Source organism: Amycolatopsis sp. MEPSY49 (genome assembly GCF_051337345.1).
GTDB lineage: Bacteria > Actinomycetota > Actinomycetes > Mycobacteriales > Pseudonocardiaceae > Amycolatopsis.
The window spans coordinates 502,226-523,092 of sequence record NZ_JBDLYJ010000007.1; the positions used below are offsets into that span (position 1 = coordinate 502,226).

Sequence of the window (20,867 nt, forward strand, 5' to 3'; positions counted from 1 at the left end):
CCGTGCCGAACCAATCGCCCAACCAAGCACCGTCCGAGACGCGGGAAGAGCCCGCGGCGCCGGAAAGCACGCGCCCGGCGATCCGGCTTTCCGGGCTGCGCAAGCACTTCGGCGACGTCCACGCGGTCGACGGCGTCGACCTCGACATCCCGCCCGGCGAGTTCTTCTCCATGCTCGGCCCGTCCGGCTCCGGCAAGACGACGGTGCTGCGCATGATCGCCGGCTTCGAGCTGCCCACCGAGGGCACGATCGAGCTGGAAGGCCGGGACGTCAGCCGCCTCGCGCCGTTCGAGCGCGACGTCAACACAGTGTTCCAGGACTACGCGCTGTTCCCGCACATGACCGTGCAGCAGAACGTCGAGTACGGCCTGCGCGTCAAGCGCGTCCCGAAGCAGCAACGCCGGGAGCGCGCGCTCGAAGCGCTGAAGACGGTGCGGCTGGAGGACTACGGCTCGCGCAAGCCCGCGCAGCTGTCCGGCGGGCAGCGCCAGCGCGTCGCGCTCGCCCGCGCGCTGGTCAACCGGCCCAAGGTGCTGCTGCTCGACGAGCCGCTCGGCGCGCTCGACCTCAAGCTGCGCCAGGCCATGCAGCTGGAGCTCAAGCAGATCCAGCGCGACGTCGGCATCACGTTCGTCTTCGTCACCCACGACCAGGACGAAGCCCTCACCATGAGCGACCGCATCGCGGTGTTCAACGACGGCAAGATCGAGCAGGTCGGGACGCCCGAAGAGGTCTACGAACGCCCTGCCAGCGCGTTCGTCGCCGGGTTCGTCGGCACGTCCAACCTGCTGGGCGGCCGCGGCGCCGAGTCCGTGATCGGGCGGCCGGGGCTGTTCAGCATCCGGCCGGAGAAGATCCGCATCGACGGCGAACTGTCCGAGCCCGCCGCGGCCGGGCACACCAGCGCGACCGGCACGGTCACCGACGTCGTCTACGCCGGGGCGACCGTGCGGTACGCCGTCGCCCTCGACGCCGGCGGGCGGCTTTCGGTCGTCCGGCAGAACGTCGACGACACGGCTTTCGCCGACGGGCGCGTCCGCCTGAGCTGGCGAAACGAACACAGCTTCCAGGTCAGTGACATCCGGGGCTTCGCCCCGGGGCCGGGGGGGCCGCCACCCGGAGCCCCCGAAAAGCGCCAGTAGTTCCTCGAAAGGGTTGCCATGAAGAACAGGAAGACGCGGCTTGCCGGGATTCTCGGCGCCAGCCTGCTGTTGGCTGCATGTGGCACGTCGGGCACGAGTTCGTCCGCGCCGCCCGGCGCGCAGGGCTTCACCCCGCCGAAGCTCGAAGCCCTGAAGGCGCTCGGGCAGCCGGAGGGCCAGCTGAACGTGCTGGCCTGGCCGGGGTACGCGGAGAACGGCTCGAACGACCCGAAGGTCAACTGGGTGACGCCGTTCGAGCAGCAGACCGGCTGCAAGGTGAACGTCAAGCCGTTCGGCACGTCCGACGAAGCCGTGACGCTGATGAAAACCGGGCAGTACGACGTCGTGTCCGCCTCGGGTGACGCGTCGCTGCGGCTGGTGGCGTCCGGCGACGCCGAGCCGGTGAACACCGCGCTCGTCCCGAACTACGCCGACGTCCAGCCATTCCTCAAGGACAAGTCCTGGAACAGCGTCGGCGGCGTCTCCTACGGCATCCCCCACGGCTGGGGCGCCAACCTGCTGACCTGGCGCACCGACAAGGTGACGCCGGCACCGGCGTCGTGGTCGGTCATGTTCGACGCGAACTCGCCCTACAAGGGCAAGGTGATCGCCTACGACTCGCCGATCTACATCGCCGACGCCGCGCTGTACCTGCAGGCGCACCAGCCCGACCTGGGCATCAAGAACCCGTACGCCCTGGACGACAAGCAGTTCACCGCCGCCGTCAACCTGCTCAAGCAGCAGCGGCCGCTGGTGAGCGAGTACTGGTCGGACTACCTCAAGGAGTCGCAGGCCCTGAAGAACGCCGACGCCGTCGTCGGGACCGCCTGGCAGGTCACGATCAACCTGACCAAGGGCGAGGGCGCGCCGCTGGAGGCGGCCGTGCCGAGCGAGGGCGCGACCGGGTGGTCGGACACCTGGATGGTCGCGGCGAAGTCCGCGCACAAGACGTGCGCGTACAAGTGGCTCGACTACATCATCAGCCCGAAGGTCAACGCCCAGGTCGCCGAGTACTTCGGCGAGGCGCCGGCCAACCCGAAGGCGTGCGCGGAGATGACCGACAAGACGCTCTGCGACACCTACCACGCCAACGACGCCGGCTACGCGGCGAAGATCGCGTACTGGACCACGCCGATCCAGCAGTGCCTCGACGGCCGCACGGACGTCAAGTGCAAGGACTACGGCGAGTGGACGAAGGCCTGGACCGAGATCAAGGGCTGACCCCGGACTCCGGGAGCGGCGGGCTGTGTCCCCCCACTCCGCCCGCCGCTCCCGGACCTGTTCTTGCGAGGTGTGATGACCGCCGTTTCCGCCTTCTTCTACCGGAAACCCAAACTGCGCCTGAGTTTCCTGCTGTCGGCCCCGCTGCTCTGGCTCGGCCTGGCCTACCTGGGCGCGCTCGCCGCGCTGTTCGTCACGGCGTTCTGGCACACCGACAGTTTCACCGGCCAGGTCGTCATCGAATGGTCGATGGACAACTTCAAGACGCTGTTCACCGACGCGGTGTACCGCACGATCACCTTCCGCACGGTCGGGATCGCGGCGCTGGTCACGGTGATCGACGCGGTCGTCGCGTTCCCCATGGCGTACGCGATGGCCAAGCTCGCTTCGCCGCGGGCGCAACGCATCCTCGTGATCGCGGTGATGACCCCGCTGTGGGCGAGCTACTTGGTGAAGGCGTACGCGTGGCGGTCGATGTTGTCCGGCAACGGCGCGCTCAGCTCGATTTCGCCCGGTTACGGCGTCACGGCGACGATAATCACGCTGTCGTACCTGTGGCTGCCGTACATGATCCTGCCGATCTACGCAGGTCTCGACCGGCTGCCGGATTCCCTTGTGGACGCTTCCGGTGACCTCGGCGCGCGCTCGTTCCGGACGTTCCGCTCGGTGATCCTGCCGCTGACGTTCCCGGCGATCGTGGCCGGCTCGATCTTCACGTTCTCGCTGTCCCTGGGCGACTACATCGCGGTGAAGATCGTCGGCGGCACGTCCCAGATGCTCGGCAACGTCGTCTACGACAATATCGGCGCGGCCAACAACCTCCCGTTCGCGGCGACGGTGGCCACGGTGCCGGTCGTGATCATGCTCGTGTACTTGGCCGCGGTGCGCCGCACCGGCGCGCTCGACAACCTCTAGGAGCGCTCATGCGAACGCTGTTGTGGACGGCGCTGGGGCTCGGGCTGGCGGTGATCTACTTCCCGCTGGTGGTGGTGCTGCTCAACTCGTTCAACGCGGACACGACGTTCGGCTGGCCACCGTCGAGCTTCACACTGGAGTGGTGGAGCCGCGCGACGTCCAACGAAGGGGCGCTGCACGCGCTGTGGACGAGCGTCCAGGCCGGCCTGGCGGCGACGGCCATCGCGCTGGTGCTGGGCACGATGGCGGCGTTCGCGTTGCAGCGCTACCGGTTCTTCGGGCGCAACCCGGTGTCGCTGCTGATCATCTTGCCGATCGCGCTGCCGGGCATCGTGACGGGCATCGCGCTGAACAACGCGTTCCGGACGATCTTGGGCATCAACCTGGGCTTGCTGACGGCGATCATCGCGCACGCGACGTTCTGCATCGTGGTGGTGTTCAACAACGTCGTGGCGCGGTTGCGCCGGATGGGCGGCAGCCTGGAGGAGGCGTCGATGGACCTGGGCGCGACGGGCTTCACGACGTTCCGGCTGGTGACGTTCCCGATGCTGCGTTCGGCGCTGCTGGCAGGGGGATTGCTGGCGTTCGCGCTGTCGTTCGACGAGATCATCGTGACGACGTTCACGCTGGGCACGGGCATGGAGACGCTCCCGATCTGGATCTACAACAACCTGTTCCGCCCCAACCAGGCACCGATCGTGAACGTGGTGGCGGCGGTACTGATCGTGGTGTCGACGGTCCCGGTGTACTTGGCACAGAGGTTGTCCGGCGACACGGCATCGGGCGGCCGGCTGTGAGCAGCCAGCCGTAAACGGGAAGCCGGCAGAGCAAGCCGACCACGACGTCACCAGACCTCCCCCGCCCTCCTCCCAAGCCGCTTTTCAGTCGACGACCGGGTTTGTCAAGGCACGCTTTCCCGCCTTGACAAACCCGGGCGGCGACGGACAATCCGAACGGAGGGCGGGGGAGGTTGGACCCGCCAAGCCGCGGGAGAGCAGTGGCAGCCAAGCCGCGGTAGACCTCTGCCGCGGCAAAAAGCAAAAGACTGTCCTCGCCGGACGGGCAGGCTCCGGGATGACCGGGGCTTTTCGAGTCTCGTCACCTTCTCGGGTGGGTCGCTGGGTGGTCGTCCCGTCGCCTGAACGAGGCCTATCACTTTGAGCCGGGCCCGCAAGCCTGGCATGCTCCCTCGCCTTGGGCAGTCCGTTGCGGGCCCGGCTCAAAGTGATTTGACGGCCTCAGGCGACGGGATGACCACCCAGCTTCTCTTGTGGGTCGCGCTACGCGCGGAACGCGTCCGTTGCCGCTCGGAGGGCTGCCAGCACCCCAGGGTCGGTCACCGCGTGTCCGGCGCCCTCCAGGAGCTTCAGCTCCGAACCCGGCCAGGCCCGGTGCAGTTCGTACGCCGTGGTTGGCGGGCACACGATGTCGTAGCGCCCCTGCACCAGCACGCCCGGGATGCCCGTGAGCTTGCCCGCGTCGCGGATCAGCTGGCCGTCCTCCAGCCAGGCGCCGTGGCGGAAGTAGTGGACTGCCAGCCTCGCGAACGTCAGCGCGAACGCCGGGTTCGCGTACTGGCGGACGAACGACTCCTGCGGCTGCACGGAAACCGTCGCGCCCTCCCAGGTGCTCCACGCCACCGCCGCCCGATGGCGGACTTCCTCGTCGGGGTCCTCGAGCAGGGTGGCGTACGCGGCCAGCGGGTCGTCCCGCAGGGAAACCGGGATCGGCGCCAGGAAGGCCTCCCACTCGCGTGGGAACAGGTTCGCGGCCCCGCCGCGGTAGATCCAGTCCAGCTCGCTCTGCCGCACGGTGAACACACCCCGCAGGATGATTTCGCTGACGCGCGAAGGGTGCGTCTCGGCGTAGGCGAGCGCGAGGGTCGCGCCCCACGAACCGCCGAAGAGCTGCCAGCGCTCGATGCCGAGCCGCTCGCGCAGCTGCTCCATGTCGGAAACCAGGTGCCACAACGTGTTCGCGCGCAGGTCGTCCGCTCCCGGTGTCGACTGGCCGGATCCCCGCTGGTCGAACAGGACGATCCGGTAGGCCGCCGGGTCGAAGTGCCGCCGGGCCATCGGTGCGATCCCGCTGCCGGGCCCGCCGTGGAGCACCACCACCGGCTTCCCGGCCGGGTTGCCCGCCTCCTGGCACCGGATCCGGTGGCCGTCGCCGACGTCCAGGAACCCTTCGGCGCGCGGGGGAATCGGCGGGTACAGCTCGTCCATGCCCGACACTCTGCCGGAGGGTCCTGGCCGTCGCCCCGACACCCCGCCGCCGAGAGCCGGGACGACGACCAAGAAGGTGGGAGCCCGCCCCCGCCGCCGGGCTGAGCGGGCTCCCGTCCAGGGGGTCAGCCGCTCGAAGCGGCCGGGTTCGACGAGAAGAGACCGCCGGCAATCCGCACACGCAACATTCCCGTCCTCCTCGTCGAGGGTCCGAATCTTCGTCGTGGCGGCGACGGGCTAAACGCTAAGCCACACCCCGAACGTCAGTCAAGAACATGATTGAAGTTCATATATGTGAACGTGCGCTGAGAGGACGCTGAGCGCCGCGGTGCCCCTTGCCCGGGGTTAACGAATGGGCCGGTACGTTCCGGTGTCGGGGTTTCGAAAAGCCGTACGGAAAGGCACGGAATGTCCGCGGTGACCTATCTCGAGGCGATTGTCGTCGGCGCCTTGCAGGGGGTGTCGGAATTGTTTCCGGTGTCCAGTCTCGGCCACAGCATCCTGCTGCCCGCCTGGCTCGGCGGCTCGTGGCAGCGCGACCTGAGCATCGGCAAGGATTCGCCGTACCTGGCGGTGCTCGTCGCGATGCACGTCGCCACCGCGCTGGCGCTCGTGCTGTTCTTCCGGAAGGACTGGGTGCGGATCATCCGGGGCCTGTGGACGTCGGTCCGGCACCGCGAAGTCCGCACGCCCGACCAGCGGCTCGCGTGGCTGCTCGTGCTCGCCACCATCCCGGTCGGGCTGGCCGGCCTGCTGCTCGAAGGGCTGCTGCGCGACTTCCTCGGCAAGCCGGTGCCGTCGGCGATCTTCCTCGCGCTCAACGGCGGAGTCCTTTACGCCGCCGAGAAGTTCTCGCGCGCGAAACCCGCCGAAGAAGCGGACACTGTGGACTTCTCGACCGAGGAGACGCTCGTCATGCGGGCCGTCACCGTCGAGGAGCGGACCGACGTCCGGCTGGCGAAGCTGCGCGTCGGCGAAGCCGTGTTGATCGGCGCGGCGCAGATCCTCGCGCTGCTGCCCGGCATCAGCCGCTCCGGCATCACGATGGTCGCCGGCCTGCGCCGCGGGCTCGGGCACGAGGACGCCGCGCGCTTCGCGTTCCTCCTCGCCACCCCGGTCATCCTCGCGGCGGGGGTGCTCAAGATGCCGACGCTGTTCGCCCCGGAAAACCACGCCTCGCTCGGCCCGGCCCTCGCCGGAAGCCTCGTCGCCGGGGTCGCTTCGTACATTTCCGTCCGTTTCCTCACCGGATACTTCGAAACGCGCACTCTGACCCCGTTCGCCATTTACTGCGTGGTCGCCGGAATCGGCAGCCTGCTCTTCTTCGCGGTGTGACGTGCTCGACGTCCCGGCGCTGGTCGCCGTCCTCGTCCTCGGCACGCTCTACGTCCGCGCCGCCCGCGGCCGCGCGTGGCCGCCGGGCCGCACGACGGCGTTCCTCGCCGGGCTGGCGACGATCTTGCTGGTCACCTGCTCGCCACTGGCGGTCTACGACCGGACGTTCTTCTGGGTCCGCGCGGTCCAGACGATCACGCTGCTGATGATCACGCCGTTGCTGCTCGCGCTGGGCTCGCCGATCAGGCTCCTGCTCGACACCGTCCCGGCGCCGTGGCTGCGGCGGCACGGCCGCGGCCCGCTCGCCCGCGCGCTGACGTTCCCGCCGGTCGTCACGCTCGCCCTGGTCGTGCCGGTGCTGGTCCTCTACCTGACTCCGCTCTACGACCTCGTGCTGCGCTCCTCGATCGCCGACGGCGTGGTCCGCGTGGCGCTGGTGCTGGCCGGGTTCGGCTATTTCTGGACGCGTCTCGGCCTCGACCCGACGCCGCGGCGCGACCCGCACCTGGTGTCGGTGTGGATCGCGTTCACCGAGGTGATCTTCGATGGCGCGCTCGGCCTGGTGCTGTGGCTGGGCCCGCTGCTCGCGCCGGCGCACTACGCGGCCGCGCACCCGGGCTACGGCCCGGACCCCCGCACCGACCAGATCATCGGCGCGGGGGTGCTGTGGATCGGCGGTGACGTCGCCGGCCTGCCGTTCGTCGTCGCGTTGTTCGTGCGGTGGGCCCGCGACGACGAACGGCGCGCGAAGCAGATCGACGCCCGGCTGGACGAAGCTCCCGCGACCGGGTTGTGGTGGGAAAACGACCCGGCACTCGCCGAGCGGTTCAAGCGCCGGTGACCGAGGTGGTCAAGCGCCCCAATGTGGCCTTCGGTGCGTCAGACGCACCCAAGGCGGCCTTCGGTGCGTCAGACGCAACCAAGGCCACATTGGGGCGCTCGCGGTTAGTCGTGGAAAGCGTGTTCCGGAGCCGGGAACTCGCCGCGGCGGACGTCCTCCGCGAAGGCCGTCGCCGCGTTCTGCAGCACCGTCGCGACGTCGGCGTACCGCTTGACGAACCGCGGGGCCTTGCCGCGCCGCAGCCCGGCCATGTCCTGCCAGACGAGCACCTGCGCGTCGCAGTCCGGGCCGGCGCCGATGCCGACCGTCGGGATCTTCAGCTCCGCCGTGACGCGCTTGGCGGCCTCGGCGGGCACCATCTCCATCACCACCGCGAACGCCCCGGCCTCCTGCAGCGCCAGCGCGTCGGCGAGCAGCACGTCCGCCGCTTCGCCGCGCCCCTGCACCCGGTAGCCGCCGAGGTTGTGCTCACTCTGCGGGGTGAACCCGATGTGACCCATGACCGGCACGCCCGCCGACGTCAGCGCCTCGACGTGCGCGGCGAACCGCCGGCCGCCTTCGAGCTTGACGGCGTGCGCGCGGCCCTCTTTCATGAACCGCACCGAGGTTTCCAGCGCCTGCTGCGGCGAGAGCTGGTAGGAGCCGAACGGCAGGTCGGCGACCACGAGGGCCCGCTTGACCGACCGGGTCACCGCCCGTACCAGCGGCAGCAGCTCGTCGACCGTCACCGGCAGCGAGGTGTCGTAGCCGAAGACGTTGTTGGCCGCGGAGTCGCCGACGAGCAGCACGGGGATCCCGGCCTCGTCGAACAGCGCGGCGGTGTACATGTCGTAGGCGGTGAGCATGGGCCACGGCTCGCCGCGTTCCTTGAGCTCACGCAGGTGGTGGACGCGGACCTTCCGGCCCGGCGCCGGCTTGGGCGCGGATCCGGTGCCGTAGGGGGCGGGTTCTTCGGCGCTGGCAGACATCGTCGTCGACCGTCCTTCCCTCGAGGCCTCGGTGAGGTCCCCGGGTCGTGGAGCAGAGGCGCCTTGAAGCGTGACACGCCCCCGGAGCGGCCCCAACCCCGTGCGACCAGCTTCACACCCCCGGGTAGCAGGGGTCGTCAGCCTTCAGGTTGATGCCGGGGGACAACCAACCTGTGTTCACTTACGTCAATAAGCAGGCATGACCACCGATCGGCCGCGAAAGGCGACGAAAGCAACGATGGGAACCCTCGCGAGCACGCGCCCGCGCCTGCCGGCCTGGAAGGCGAAGGCGGGCGGCATCGTCGCGACCGTGGTCCAGCTGGCCGCGGTGTTCTCGGTGCTCCTCCTGTTCACGAACGGCCCGCACGGGCGCCTGCTCAACGGCATCGACATGGCCTTCTCCAGCCTGAGCGTGCCGACGAGCGCGAGCCTGGTGATGGTGCTGCTGCTGGTCGTCCTGGGCGGGGCGCTGCGCCGACGCAAGAAGGCCGCGCTGTACACGCTGGTGCTGTTCCAGGTCGCCGGGCTGGTGCTCACGCTGGCCCTGCAGGCGACGCTGCTGTGGTCGCCCGAGCTGCTCTCGCTCGGGTCGCGGCAGGTGCGGCACATCCCGGTCCAGCTGTGGGCCCTCACGGTCGCCGACGTCCTGTCGGTCGTCCTGATCTTCTTCCTGCTCGCCCTGCGCCCGGCGTTCCCGGCCCGGCTCGCGCCGAGCGCCTGGCGCGACGGCCTGACCATGCTGTTCGGCGGGTTCACCGCGGTCATCCTGGTCGGCTGGGCACTCGCGGAAGCGTTCCCCGGCCACCTCGGCGACTCGTGGGAGCGGTTCGCCTGGGTCGTCAACCACGCCACCGGCGAGAACCTCCAGCTGCGCCGGATCGGGGTCGGGGAGGGGCCGGCCTGGCTCGACGTCTTGCTCGACCTCGGCGCCACCGCCGTCGCCACCGCGGCGCTGTACCAGCTCTTCCGCGGCGTGCGCAGCCGTCGCCTGCGTACGGACGAAGAAGAGCTTCGCGTGCGCAAGCTGCTCGCCGACCACGGCGAGGACGACTCCCTCGGCTACTTCGCGACCCGGCGGGACAAGAGCGTCGTCTTCGCGCCGAACGGCCGCGCGGCGGTGACCTACCGCGTGCTCGGCGGCACCAGCGTCGCCAGCGCCGACCCGGTCGGCGACCCCGAGGCGTGGCCGGACGCCGTGCGCGCGTGGCTCGACGAGACGCGCACGTACGGCTGGACGCCCGGCGTGCTCGGGGCGAGCGAGCGCGGCGCGAAGGCGTACACCGACGCGGGCCTGCGCGCCCTGGAGATCGGCGACGAAGCGGTGCTCGACGTCCGCGAGTTCAGCCTCGCCGGCCCGGAGCGACGCTCGGTACGCCAGGCCGTGAAGCGCATCGAGCGCGCCGGCTACACGTCGAAAGTCCGCCGGCACGGCGAGATCCCCGACGACGAGATGGCCGAGCTGCTCGCCCGCGCCCAGGCCTGGCGCGGTGCCGAGACCGAACGCGGGTTCTCGATGGCACTGGGCCGCCTCGGCGACCCGAGCGACGGCCGCAGCGTGATGGTCGAGGCCTACGACGCCCAAGGCGACCTGCGCGGCCTGCTGTCGTTCGTGCCGTGGGGCCGGCGCGGACTCTCGCTCGACCTCATGCGCCGCGACCGCGACGCCGAGAACGGCCTCAACGAGTACATGATCGCCGAGGTCGTCGCGGCCGGGCAGCACCTGGGCGCGCAGCGGATCTCGCTCAACTTCGCCATGTTCCGCGCGGTCTTCTCCGAGGGCGAGCGGATCGGGGCCGGGCCGGTCCTGCGGGCCTGGAAGGGGATCCTGAGCGTCGCTTCGCGGTTCTTCCAGCTGGAGTCGCTGTACCGGTCCAACGCCAAGTACGGGCCGGACTGGGAGCCGCGGTTCCTCTGCTACTCCTCGGCGCGGCGGCTCCCGCGCGTCGGCATCGTCGCGGGCGCGCTCGAAGGGTTCGTCCCGACCGGGCGGTCGCGGTCGCTGCGGCTGGAGACGGTCGGCGACGACTTCGTCGCGCGCGTCCGGGAGATCGAGGAGTCCGCGGCCGTCCCGGCGGCGAAGCCGGTGCGGCGGCCGGAACAGGTCCGCGTCCGGATGGCGAAGCTGGCCAAGCTGCGCGAGGCCGGGATCGACCCGTACCCGGTCGGCTTCCGCCGGGACGACCAGATCGGCGACGTCGTCCGGAAGTTCAGCGACCTGCAGCCGGACAGCGCCACCGGCCACCGCGTCCGGATCGCCGGGCGGGTACTGGCGATGCGCACCCTCGGCGGGCTGTGCTTCGCGCGCGTCAAGGACTTCAGCGGCGAGATCCAGCTGATGCTGGAGACCGGCGAGCTCGACCTCAAGGGCTGGCGGACCGGCGTCGACCTCGGCGACCACGTCGGGGTCAGCGGCCAGGTCGTGACGTCCAAGCGCGGCGAGCTCTCGGTGCTCGTCGACGAGTGGACGGTCACCGCGAAGTGCCTGCACCCGTTGCCGGACAAGCGGAAGGGCCTCACCGACCCGGAGACGCGGGTGCGGCAGCGCTACCTCGACCTCGCGGTCAACCCGGACTCGACGAACATGCTGCGGCTGCGGTCCACGGTGGTCCGCGCGGTGCGCGACCGGCTGCACCACGCCGACTACCTCGAAGTCGAGACGCCGATGCTGCAGACGGTCCACGGTGGCGCGAACGCCCGCCCGTTCGTCACGCACATCAACGCCTACGACATGCGGATGTACCTGCGGATCGCGCCCGAGCTGTACCTCAAGCGGCTGTGCGTCGCCGGGGTCGAGCGCGTCTTCGAGCTGAACCGCAACTTCCGCAACGAAGGCGTCGACGCGACGCACAACCCCGAGTTCACGATGCTCGAGGCGTACCAGGCCTACGCCGACTACGACACCATGCGGACGCTGACGCGCGAGCTGGTCCAGCACGCGGCCGAAGCGGCGTACGGCGCCCAGATCGTGCGCCGGCCCGACGCCGACGGCAAGCTCGCCGAGCACGACATCTCCGGCGACTGGCCGGTGATCACGGTGCACGACGCCGTTTCGGCGGCCTTCGGCGAGCAGGTCGACTCGGGGACGCCGGTGGCCGAGCTGCGCCGGCTCTGCCACGCGGCGGGCGTGCCGGTCGGGGAGGACCCGAGCCACGGCGACCTGGTGCTCAAGGCGTTCGAGCACCTCGTCGAGGGCGCGACCGTGCTGCCGACCTTCTACACGGACTACCCGACCGACGTCTCGCCGCTCACCCGCCAGCACCGCGAGGACCCGCGGCTGGCCGAGCGCTGGGACCTCATCGCGTTCGGCTCCGAGGTCGGCACGGCCTACACCGAGCTGACCGACCCGGTCGAGCAGCGGCGGCGGCTGGAGGCGCAGTCCCTGCGCGCGGCCAGCGGCGACGTCGAGGCGATGGAGCTGGACGAGGACTTCCTGCTCGCCCTGGAGCACGGGATGCCGCCGACCGGCGGGCTCGGGCTGGGCGTCGACCGGCTGCTGATGATGCTCACGGGGGCCTCGATCCGCCAGACGGTCCTGTTCCCCTTCGTCCGTCCGCAGGCGTAACGACTCGATCGATCTGATCACGCTGGTACCGCCGGATCCGGCGGGGTCGCTTAATGTGTGCCTCGTGCGCACGGCTCGATTCGCCTCGGCCCTCCTCATGGGACTGGCCGTGCTGGCGTATTCGGGGTGGCTCCTGGAGTTCTTCGTGCCGACGGGCGTCTCACCGGTGCACGACCCGGTCGAGGCGCTGCTGGGCGGCCCGCCGGTGTTCCGCGTGCTGCTGGCCGTCTCGGGGGTCGCGTTCGTGCTCGCCGGGCCGCCGCTGCACCGGCTCGGCCCGGTCCAGTGGTCGGCGCGGTTCAGCTCGATCTCGGTGAGCGCGTTCGGCGTGGTCGCGCTGCTGCAGGCGGCCTACCCGGAGCACAGCGGCGTGCTCTCGTCCTTGGCGACCGTCGTGCTCGTGGTCGGCGTGCTCAGCCTGATCCTGTGGTGGCCGCCGGGCTGGCGCGCGCTCGCCGTCGCCGGGCTGGTGGTCGTGCTCCTCACCTGGGCCGCCCTCGTGCTCGCGCGGCAGCTGGACACGGCCGAGGGCGTGGTCAGCCGGGTCGAGCAGGTGGTCCGAGCGGTGCTGTACGCCGTCGGCGGGACGTACGCGTTCGTGAAGCCCGCACCCCGGCACACCCCCCGCGGCGGCCTCTGATCGCGCCGTTCGCGCCGGAATTGTCGGTGCCAGGTGGCACGATCCACGCAACGAGCGCGAAGGAGTGGATCGACATGGCGGGAAACGTGCGCCCGGTGGCCGACGAGCGGGACGGGCTGCTGAGCTTCCTGGAGCAGCAGCGGTACGTGCTGAAGCTGGCGGCACACGGGTTGACGGACGACCAGGCGAGAGCCGCGTCGACGAAGAGCTCGCTGTCGGTGGGCGGGCTGATCAAGCACGTCGCGGCCACCGAGTACAGCTGGATGGACACCGTGCTCCAGGTGCCGCAGAAGCCGTTCGCGGAGAGCATCGCGGAGTACCAGGACGCGCACCGGCTGCGTCCGGACGAGACCCTGGCGGGCGTGCTGGCCCGCTACGACGAGGTCGCGGCGCGGACGGCGGAGGTCATCGGCGGGATCGAGGACCTGGGGCAGGCGGTCCCGGTGCCGAAGGGCGTGCCGTGGTTCCCGAAGGACGTCGACGCCTGGTCGGTCCGCTGGGTCCTGCTGCACCTGATCCAGGAGACGGCCCGGCACGCCGGCCACGCGGACATCATCCGCGAGCACGTCGACGGCGCCACGGCGATGCCCTTGATGGCGGCGGCCGAGGGCTGGCCGGAGTCCCCGTTCATCAAGCCGTGGCAGCCTGCTTGAGAACTTTCAGAACAGGGTGGGCTCGTCGGCCAGGGCGCCTTCGATGACCAGCATCCGGCGTTTCGTTTCGACGCCGCCGCGGGCCGAGAAGCCGCCGTCCTTGCCGCCCGCGGCCAGGACCCGGTGGCACGGCACGATGATCGGGAACGGGTTGTGCCCCATCGCCTGCCCGACGGCCTGCGCCGACCCGGGCTGCCCGAGCCGGTGCGCGATGTCGCCGTAGGTCAGCGTCTTGCCCGGCGGGATGTTCCGCGCGATCTCGTACGCCCGGCGGTTGAACTCCGGCACCGCCGAGAAGTCCAGCGGGATCGACGCCAGGTCCGGCCGTGCGCCGCCCAGCAAGGCCACGATCCCGTCCACCGCCGCCTGAACCGCGGCCGGCGGCATTCCTTCGACCGCGTCCGGGAAGCGCTTGAGCAGCCAGGCGCGGGTGCGCGCCTGGCTGCCCTCGGGCAGGGACGTGCCGACCACGACGTCGTCGCGCCACGCGAGCCCGCAGACCCCGATCGCCGTGTCGAACACCGTGAAGCCCGTCATGCGGTCAGCCTACGACTGAAGAGGGGTACCGCCGCCGCAATTGATCGCTATGTTCGGTTCGGGCGAATCCGGAGGAGGACGTGTGCGGCGACTGATCTTGGTGACGGCGCTTCTGCTCGGCCTGATCGCCACCCCGGCCGCGGCGGATCCCCTCGTCATGCCGCACGTCGTCGTCGCGCACAACACGTGGTGGGCCGCGCTGACCGTGCAGAAAGCCGGTGGCACGGTCGTCGCCGCGTACCCGCAGATCGGCGTCGTCGTCGCGTACACGGCGAAGGACGACTTCGCCGCGAAAGTCCGGAAAACACCGGGCATCGACGCCGTCGGCGCGACGCGCACCGCGAAGATCCCGAAGGAGTTCTTCGCGCCCCGCAAGGACGTCCGCTACACCGGGCCGAACTCGCCGAACTCCGGCCTGGTCCCGCCCGAGGGCACCGCGTGGGACGTCCCGGCGCTGCACCTGCCCGAAGCGCACGAGGTCACCGACGGCAGCCGGCGCACCGTCGTCGGCGTGCTCGACGTCGGCGTCGACGACACCCATCCCGACCTCGCGCCGGCCTTCGACGCGCGGAATTCCGTGTCGTGCCTGTCCGGCTGGGCCGACCGGAGTCCCGGCGCCTGGCGGCCGACGCTCGACGGCCACGGCACGCACGTCGCGGGCACGATCGCCGCGGCCCGCAACGGATCCGGCGTCGTCGGCGTCGCGCCCGGCGTCCGCGTCGCCGCGGTGAAGCTGGCCGAGCTCGACGACACCGAGACGGCCGAGAGCATGGTCTGCGGCTTCGTCTGGGCCGCCGAACACGGCTTCGCCGTCACCAACAACAGCTACCGCTCGATCCCGTGGCGCTACAACTGCGACGACCAGCCCGACCAGGCCGCGGCGAAGCTGGCCGTCGGCCGCGCGGTCGCCTACGCCCAGCGCCGGAACGTCCTCGTGGTCGCCTCGGCGGGCAACGCCGGCATCGACCTCGACACGCGCTCGGTCGACCGCGAAAGCCCGGCCGACAGCACCCCGGTGGAACGCCGGATCGACCCGACGTGCACCCGGCTGCCGCACGAGCTCCCCGGCGTCGTCGGCACCGGCGCCCTGGACGAAAAGCTGGTCAAGGCGAGCTTCTCGAACTACTCGGCGTCCCGGATCAGCGTCGCGGCGCCCGGCGCGCGCGTGTGGTCGACCTGGCCGAACGGCGAGTACCGCTCGGCGAGCGGGACGTCGATGGCCGCGCCGCACGCGAGCGGCGTCGCCGCCCTGATCGCGAGCGAGCACCCGTGGTGGGGCGCCGAGCGGATCAAGCGCGCGCTCTACGCCACGGCGACGCCGCTGCCGTGTCCCGACGCGACCTGCACGCCGACGAAGGACGGCACGACGTACTACGGCCACGGCGTGGTCGATGCGGCGAGCGCGGTCGGCGCGGGATGATGGCGGCGTGCTCGATCACCTCGTCTACGCCGGTCCCGATCTGGCCGACGCCGTCACCCGCGTCGCCGAGCTGACCGGGGTCACCCCGGCACCCGGCGGCAGCCACCCCGGCCTCGGCACCGCCAACCACCTCGCCGACCTGGGCGCGGGGATGTACCTGGAGGTGATCGGCCCGGACCCGGCGCAACCGGAGCCGGACGCGCCCCGGCCGTTCGGCATCGACGACCTGACGGAGCCCGCGCTGGTCGCGTGGGCGGTCCGGACGACCGACCTCGACGCGACGATCGCGCAGGCCCGCGCCCACGGCTTCGACCCGGGCGACGCGCTGGAGATGTCCCGCGCGACGGCCGACGGCGAGACGCTGCACTGGCGCCTGACCCCGCCGAGTGCCCCGGGCACGCTCCGCCCGTTCCTCATCGACTGGGGCACGACCCCGCACCCGACGACCCGCGGCCTGCCGTCGCTCCCGCTGCTGATGGTGACGGCCACCCACCCGGACCCGTCCTGGGTCCACACGGCGACCGACGCGCTCGGCTTGGAGTTCCTGGTCCGCCGCACGGAAAAGGCGACCATGACGGCGGCCCTCCGTACCCCCGAAGGCCGCCAGGTCGCGTTGAGCTAGGCCTTGCCCTCGCGCCACGCGTTGGTGATCGGCAGCCGCCGGTCCCGCCCGAACGCCTTGAACGTGATCTTCGTGCCCGGCGGGTACTGGCGCCGCTTGTACTCGGCCTTGTCGACCATCCGCACCACGCGGTCGATGGTCTCCGGGTCGAACCCCGCGGAAACCAGGTCCGCGTACCCGCGGTCGCCCTCGACGTAGTCGTCGAGGATGTCGTCCAGCAGCGCGTAGTCCGGCAGCGAGTCGGAGTCCATCTGACCCGGCCGCAGCTCGGCCGACGGCGGCTTCGAGATCGAGTTCTCCGGGATCGGCGGGGTCTCGCCGTTCTTCACCGCTTCGGCGTTGCGCCACCGCGCGAGCTGCCAGACGTGCGTCTTGAAGACGTCCTTGATCGGGGCGAACGCGCCGACCGCGTCGCCGTAGATCGTGGAGTACCCGACCGCCAGCTCGGTCTTGTTGCCGGTGGCGAGTACGAGGTGACCGTCCAGGTTGGACAGTGCCATCAGGAGCATGCCGCGCGTCCGCGCCTGGATGTTCTCTTCGGCCAGGCCCGTCAGGGAAAGCTGTTCGACGTACACGCGGACCATGTCCTCGACCGGTTCGACGCGGTAGTGCGCCCCGATCCGCCGCGCGAGGTCGGCGGCGTCGTCCTTCGAGTGGTCCGACGAGTACTGCGACGGCATCGAGACGCCGTAGACGTTGTCGCCGCCCAGCGCGTCCGCCGCGAGGGCCGCGCAGACCGCCGAGTCGATGCCGCCGGAGAACCCGAACGTCACCGACGAGAAGCCGTTCTTGTGCACGTAGTCGCGCAGCCCGACGACCAGCGCGTGCCACACTTCGGCCTCGTCCGAGAGCGGCTCGCTGATCACCGGCTCGGCCGTCGGCTCGTAGGCGGGCAGGGGATCGGAGCTCAGGACGCCGCGCCGGACGTGCAGTCCTTCCAGCTCGCCGTCGCCGGCGTGACCGCCCGCGGTCAGGTCCATGTCGAGCACGGACAGGTGCTCGACGAACTGCGGCGCCCGCGCCAGCAGCGTCCCGTCCGCGCCGACGACGAGCGAGTCGCCGTCGAAGACGAGGTCGTCCTGCCCGCCGACCTGGTTGGTGTAGACCAGCGGCGCGCCGGCTTCGGCGGCGCGGCGCGCGATGAGCGGCAGCCGCTGCTCGTCCTTCGACCGCTCGTAGGGCGACGCGTTCGGCGCGACGACCAGGTCGACGCCCGCGCGGCCCAGCGCCGAGATCGGCCCGCCGTCCTGCCAGATGTCCTCGCAGACGACCATGCCGATGTCGAGCCCGTGGAAGCGGACGACGTCGAGCGTGGTGCCCGGCTTGAACCAGCGGTGCTCGTCGAAGACGCCGTAGTTCGGGAGGTGGTGCTTGAACTGCCGCGCGACGACCTCGCCGCGGTAGAGGGCGGCGGCCGCGTCGCGCGGGCCGGCCTCGTCGAGGTCGAGGTACCCGACGTAGGTGAGCACCTCACCGCAGCCGGCGTCGTCGAGGCGGTGCGCCAGCGACTCGAGACCCTGCCGGGACGCGGCGGCGAACGTCTTGCGCAGCGAAAGGTCCTCGACGGGGTAGCCGGTCAGCGACATCTCGGGAAAGACGACCACGTGCGCGCCGGCCTCGGCGGCCCGGCGGGTCCAGGAGACGTGCAGGTCGGCGTTGCCGTCGAGGTCGCCGACGGTGGGGTTGACCTGGGCGAGCGCGATGCGCAGTTGCGGCATGCCGCCATTCTGTCCCACCGTCACCCGGGAGGCCGAGCGAATGTGGGCGAAATGCCACGCTAGGTCGACGCGACCGCGTCCCGGTGCTTGAGCTTCGCCATCCGGCCGTCCCGGCGGTGCCAGACGATGCCCTCGTACTCCGGGTGCGCGAGCAGCCACGCCATCAGCCCGTCGAAGTCGCGCGGGACGCCGGCGAACTCCTGCGCGGTCGCGTGCGGGACCAGCCGGTGCGCGCCGAGCTTCTCCGGATCGCCGTTGACCTTCGGCCCGCACAGTTCGTACGTGCCGGGCGCCGCACCGGCAAGCCGCTCCTGCGCCTCCTCGAAGAACTTCGCGAACGCCGACTGCTCGACCGGCTCCCAGCCGACGGTCTTCCCGGTTTCGGGGTCGGTCTGCACGGCCTCGAACCCGTCAGGCGGGGTCTTGCCCGCCTTCACCTCGCGTCGCGCCCACCAGGTCCCGGACTCGTCGAGCCGGACGCAGGTGCCGTCGTACTTGCGGGTGGGCACGCCTTCGCCGTCGAGCACCCACTGGCACTCGGGGTGCACTTCGCGCGTGACGCGCCGAAGGTCTTCGGGATCGCGCCGGAACAGCGTCGGGATCTTGCGCATGGGCCCATCCTTCCGGCCGGGGCAACCGAGAAAACCCCCGCCCGGACCAACCGGACGGGGGTTTTCGCCGAAGAGCGCTACTTCCGCTTGATCATGCTCCGGACCTTCTTGATGGTCTGCTCGAAGTCGGAGTCGAACGGGTTGTCGTGCACCAGGTAGGTCCACGTCGTGTTGGCCCGCCGGACGCCCGCCTCGCCGAGGTCGATGCCCTCGTCGGTCAGCTCCGCCTCTTCGAGCGTCTTCGCCGCCCGCGAGTCGGCCTCGCCGATGATCTTGTGGAACTCGGGGATCGCCGCGCGGTGGAACTCGTCCAGCGGCGTCTCGCGGGCCAGCGCGCGCAGGTGGATGCTCTCGCGGACGTCGGTCAGGTACGCCAGGTGGTCCGACCAGAGCTGGTCGATGTGGAACAGCAGCACCTCGCGGCACATCTGCTCCAGCTTGTCCTGGTCGTCGAGCTTCTCCTTCAGCTCGGCGAACTTCTCCGGGTGCGCCTTCTCCAACTGCTCCGCCGCGTACGCGGTGCGAAGCACCTTGTCGCGGTGCACCAGCAGGTCACGCCGCTGCCGCTCGATCAGCCGCGTGTAGCGCCACGTGTTGCGGTGGATCTCCAGGTCGACGCCCTCGGCGACGCGCTGGGCGTGGTTGAGCTGCCGCAGCGCCGCCGGGTCGGTGATCTCGCCGGTCTCCTCGTCGTCGACGATGCCCTCGGGCACGTCCGGCGCGTTCGACAGCACGAGTTCGTCGTTCAGGCTCGCGAAGAAGATCGCGCTGCCCGGGTCGCCCTGGCGGCCGGAGCGGCCGCGCAGCTGGCCGTCGAGGCGGCTCGACGGGTACCGCGCGGTGCCGATGACGTGCAGCCCGCCCAGCTCGACGACCTCATCGCGGGTGGCGCCGTCGGTGCCGCCCAGCCGGATGTCGGTACCGCGGCCGGCCATCTGCGTGGACACGGTGACCGCGCCCTTCTTGCCGGCCTCGGCGATGATCGCGGCCTCTTCGGCGTCGTTGCGCGCGTTGAGCACGACGCACTCGAGGTCGACCTTCGCCAGCTTCTCGGCCAGCTCTTCGGACTCGGCGACGTCCTGGGTGCCGACGAGGATCGGCCGCCCGGTCTCGTGGACCGTGCGGATCTCCTCCTCGATCGCCCGCAGCTTCTGCGACGGCGACGCGAAGATCCGGTCCTCGAGGTCCTCGCGGATGTTCGGCGTGTTCGGCGGGATGACCGCGACCTCGAGCTCGTAGAACTCGCGCAGCTGCTCGGCGACGGCGACCGCGGTACCGGTCATGCCGGCGACCTCGGGGTAGCGCGCGAGCAGCGCCTGGACGGTGATCGAGTCCAGGATCTCGCCGCGGTCGGTCGCGGTGACCTGCTCCTTCGCTTCGACGGCGGCCTGGAGGCCGTCCGGCCAGCGCTGCAGCTCGGCGACGCGGCCGCGGGCGGCGTTGATGAGCTGGACCTTGCCGTCGCGGACCAGGTAGTCGACGTCGCGGGTGAGCAGCGCGTGCGCGTGCAGGGCGACGTTCACCGCGGGAAGCCGGTCGGACGCCGTCTCGCCGTAGAGGTCGTCGACCTCCAGCCCGAGCGACTTCGCGACGACGGACGCGCCGGCGTCGGTCAGCCAGGCGTTGCGGCCCTCGCTGTCGGTTTCGTAGTGCAGGTTGAGCCGCAGCCGCCGGACGACCTTCGCGACCTCTTCGTCGGCGTCGGTGTGGTCGATCGAACCGGCCATCACCAGCGGGACGCGGGCCTCGTCGACCAGCACCGAGTCCGCCTCGTCGACGATCGCGACCTCGGGGGCCGGCTGGACGAGGTCGTCGACGTTCGTGACCAGCCGGTCGCGCAGCACGTCGAAGCCGATCTCGGCGACGGCGCCGTACGTGACGTCCTTGGCGTACGCCTCGCGACGCTCCTCGCGGGAGTGCGCGGGCTCGACCCAGCCGACCGACACGCCGAGCAGGGCGTAGACCGGGCCCATCCACTCGGCGTCGCGGCGGGCCAGGTAGTCGTTGACCGTGACGACGTGCACGCGCTTTCCGCGGATCGCGTACCCGGCGGCCGCCAGCGCGCCGGCGAGCGTCTTGCCCTCACCGGTCTCCATCTGGACGACGTGCTTGGTGAGCAGGCCCATCGTGCCCAGCACCTGGACGTCGAACGCGCGCTCGCCGAGCGCGCGGCGGGCGGCCTCGCGGCCCAGCGCGCACACCTCGACCAGCTGGTCGTCGCCGAAGGCGGTGTCCTTCAGCTTCTCGCGGAGCTCCGTCGCGCGCTCGGTCAGCTCCGTGTCGGAGAGCTTCTCGAGCTCGGGTTCGAGCTTCTCGACCGCGGGCAGCAGTGCTTCGTAGCGGGTCAGCTCGACGCTGCCCGGCCGCTGGATGATCCGGCGGAGCTTCTTGCCCACCCGGCTGATCAGTGCTGCCACCCCTGGTCTCCCGTTCTCTCTTCGCTCGACCGGCCTGCCC

The 20,867-nt window shown here is 70.9% G+C and carries 17 protein-coding genes; 11 read left to right on the forward strand and 6 right to left on the reverse strand.

All coding sequences use genetic code 11. From position 1 onward, the window contains the following. Positions 1-2: 2 nt before the first annotated feature. The 4 genes from ABFJ78_RS31185 (at position 3) to ABFJ78_RS31200 (ending at position 4,075) form a co-directional block, all read left to right on the forward strand. Positions 3-1,142 carry an ABC transporter ATP-binding protein gene (locus ABFJ78_RS31185; RefSeq protein WP_436390126.1) on the forward strand — a complete coding sequence of 380 codons (1,140 nt, stop codon included), beginning with the start codon at positions 3-5 and terminating at the stop codon, positions 1,140-1,142. A gap of 18 nt (positions 1,143-1,160) precedes the next feature. After that, positions 1,161-2,363, forward strand: coding sequence for an ABC transporter substrate-binding protein (locus ABFJ78_RS31190; protein ID WP_436390127.1), 1,203 nt, complete (start codon positions 1,161-1,163; stop codon positions 2,361-2,363). Between the two features lie 75 nt (positions 2,364-2,438). Further along, on the forward strand, positions 2,439-3,278 hold the full coding sequence (locus ABFJ78_RS31195; RefSeq protein ID WP_436390128.1) for an ABC transporter permease: 840 nt from the start codon (positions 2,439-2,441) through the stop codon (positions 3,276-3,278). An 8-nt stretch (positions 3,279-3,286) separates the two neighbouring features. Then, the gene (locus ABFJ78_RS31200) at positions 3,287-4,075 is read left to right on the forward strand and encodes an ABC transporter permease (protein WP_436390129.1); all 789 of its coding nucleotides are present in this window, start codon (positions 3,287-3,289) and stop codon (positions 4,073-4,075) included. A gap of 483 nt (positions 4,076-4,558) precedes the next feature. Here the strand turns inward: ABFJ78_RS31200 and pip are convergent, their stop codons facing one another. After that, complete coding sequence (gene pip, locus ABFJ78_RS31205) at positions 4,559-5,503, reverse strand: prolyl aminopeptidase (protein ID WP_436390130.1); 945 nt, start codon at positions 5,501-5,503, stop codon at positions 4,559-4,561. A gap of 408 nt (positions 5,504-5,911) precedes the next feature. Here pip and ABFJ78_RS31210 point away from each other — a divergent pair, with 408 nt between their 5' ends. Together ABFJ78_RS31210 and ABFJ78_RS31215 are read left to right on the forward strand one after the other, a co-directional pair. Then, a complete protein-coding gene (locus ABFJ78_RS31210; protein ID WP_436390131.1) occupies positions 5,912-6,838 on the forward strand; it encodes an undecaprenyl-diphosphate phosphatase in 927 nt (308 codons plus the stop codon). Between the two features lies 1 nt (position 6,839). Continuing rightward, positions 6,840-7,679 (forward strand): cytochrome c oxidase assembly protein, encoded by an 840-nt coding sequence (locus tag ABFJ78_RS31215; protein ID WP_436390132.1) that lies wholly within the window; start codon positions 6,840-6,842, stop codon positions 7,677-7,679. A gap of 104 nt (positions 7,680-7,783) precedes the next feature. On the opposite strand, the gene panB is transcribed toward ABFJ78_RS31215, so the two are convergent. Next, positions 7,784-8,647 (reverse strand): 3-methyl-2-oxobutanoate hydroxymethyltransferase, encoded by an 864-nt coding sequence (gene panB / locus ABFJ78_RS31220; protein WP_436390133.1) that lies wholly within the window; start codon positions 8,645-8,647, stop codon positions 7,784-7,786. Positions 8,648-8,885: 238 nt separating this feature from the next. Here panB and lysX point away from each other — a divergent pair, with 238 nt between their 5' ends. The 3 genes from lysX (at position 8,886) to ABFJ78_RS31235 (ending at position 13,502) form a co-directional block, all read left to right on the forward strand. Then, positions 8,886-12,209 carry a bifunctional lysylphosphatidylglycerol synthetase/lysine--tRNA ligase LysX gene (lysX, locus tag ABFJ78_RS31225; RefSeq protein ID WP_436390134.1) on the forward strand — a complete coding sequence of 1,108 codons (3,324 nt, stop codon included), beginning with the start codon at positions 8,886-8,888 and terminating at the stop codon, positions 12,207-12,209. A gap of 64 nt (positions 12,210-12,273) precedes the next feature. Beyond that, a complete protein-coding gene (locus tag ABFJ78_RS31230) occupies positions 12,274-12,849 on the forward strand; it encodes a hypothetical protein (protein ID WP_436390135.1) in 576 nt (191 codons plus the stop codon). A 74-nt stretch (positions 12,850-12,923) separates the two neighbouring features. Then, positions 12,924-13,502 carry a DinB family protein gene (locus tag ABFJ78_RS31235; protein WP_436390136.1) on the forward strand — a complete coding sequence of 193 codons (579 nt, stop codon included), beginning with the start codon at positions 12,924-12,926 and terminating at the stop codon, positions 13,500-13,502. 6 nt (positions 13,503-13,508) lie between these two features. On the opposite strand, the gene ABFJ78_RS31240 is transcribed toward ABFJ78_RS31235, so the two are convergent. Next, positions 13,509-14,039, reverse strand: coding sequence for a methylated-DNA--[protein]-cysteine S-methyltransferase (locus ABFJ78_RS31240; RefSeq protein WP_436390137.1), 531 nt, complete (start codon positions 14,037-14,039; stop codon positions 13,509-13,511). 82 nt (positions 14,040-14,121) lie between these two features. Here ABFJ78_RS31240 and ABFJ78_RS31245 point away from each other — a divergent pair, with 82 nt between their 5' ends. Further along, on the forward strand, positions 14,122-15,459 hold the full coding sequence (locus tag ABFJ78_RS31245) for a S8 family peptidase (RefSeq protein WP_436390138.1): 1,338 nt from the start codon (positions 14,122-14,124) through the stop codon (positions 15,457-15,459). Between the two features lie 7 nt (positions 15,460-15,466). Further along, positions 15,467-16,081, forward strand: coding sequence for a VOC family protein (locus tag ABFJ78_RS31250; RefSeq protein WP_436390139.1), 615 nt, complete (start codon positions 15,467-15,469; stop codon positions 16,079-16,081). On the opposite strand, the gene ABFJ78_RS31255 is transcribed toward ABFJ78_RS31250, so the two are convergent. The 3 genes from ABFJ78_RS31255 to secA2 form a co-directional block, all read right to left on the reverse strand. Beyond that, entirely contained in the window at positions 16,078-17,799 is a 1,722-nt protein-coding gene (locus tag ABFJ78_RS31255; protein WP_436390140.1) for an NAD+ synthase, read from the reverse strand. The two genes, ABFJ78_RS31250 and ABFJ78_RS31255, sit on opposite strands and share 4 nt — an antisense overlap. Positions 17,800-17,858: 59 nt before the next feature. After that, complete coding sequence (locus ABFJ78_RS31260) at positions 17,859-18,410, reverse strand: RNA ligase 1 family protein (RefSeq protein WP_436390141.1); 552 nt, start codon at positions 18,408-18,410, stop codon at positions 17,859-17,861. Between the two features lie 77 nt (positions 18,411-18,487). Further along, entirely contained in the window at positions 18,488-20,827 is a 2,340-nt protein-coding gene (gene secA2, locus ABFJ78_RS31265; protein WP_436390142.1) for an accessory Sec system translocase SecA2, read from the reverse strand. Positions 20,828-20,867 lie beyond the last annotated feature (40 nt).

What these genes read in the sequence shown, in the direction of transcription:
- ABFJ78_RS31190 (WP_436390127.1), top strand. Translation starts at nt 1,161, where the DNA reads ATGAAGAACAGGAAGACGCGGCTTGCCGGGATTCTCGGCGCCAGCCTG.
- ABFJ78_RS31195 (WP_436390128.1), top strand. Translation starts at nt 2,439, where the DNA reads ATGACCGCCGTTTCCGCCTTCTTCTACCGGAAACCCAAACTGCGCCTG.
- ABFJ78_RS31200 (WP_436390129.1), top strand. Translation starts at nt 3,287, where the DNA reads ATGCGAACGCTGTTGTGGACGGCGCTGGGGCTCGGGCTGGCGGTGATC.
- pip (WP_436390130.1), bottom strand. Translation starts at nt 5,503, where the DNA reads ATGGACGAGCTGTACCCGCCGATTCCCCCGCGCGCCGAAGGGTTCCTG.
- ABFJ78_RS31210 (WP_436390131.1), top strand. Translation starts at nt 5,912, where the DNA reads ATGTCCGCGGTGACCTATCTCGAGGCGATTGTCGTCGGCGCCTTGCAG.
- panB (WP_436390133.1), bottom strand. Translation starts at nt 8,647, where the DNA reads ATGTCTGCCAGCGCCGAAGAACCCGCCCCCTACGGCACCGGATCCGCG.
- lysX (WP_436390134.1), top strand. Translation starts at nt 8,886, where the DNA reads ATGGGAACCCTCGCGAGCACGCGCCCGCGCCTGCCGGCCTGGAAGGCG.
- ABFJ78_RS31235 (WP_436390136.1), top strand. Translation starts at nt 12,924, where the DNA reads ATGGCGGGAAACGTGCGCCCGGTGGCCGACGAGCGGGACGGGCTGCTG.
- ABFJ78_RS31240 (WP_436390137.1), bottom strand. Translation starts at nt 14,039, where the DNA reads ATGACGGGCTTCACGGTGTTCGACACGGCGATCGGGGTCTGCGGGCTC.
- ABFJ78_RS31255 (WP_436390140.1), bottom strand. Translation starts at nt 17,799, where the DNA reads ATGCCGCAACTGCGCATCGCGCTCGCCCAGGTCAACCCCACCGTCGGC.
- ABFJ78_RS31260 (WP_436390141.1), bottom strand. Translation starts at nt 18,410, where the DNA reads ATGCGCAAGATCCCGACGCTGTTCCGGCGCGATCCCGAAGACCTTCGG.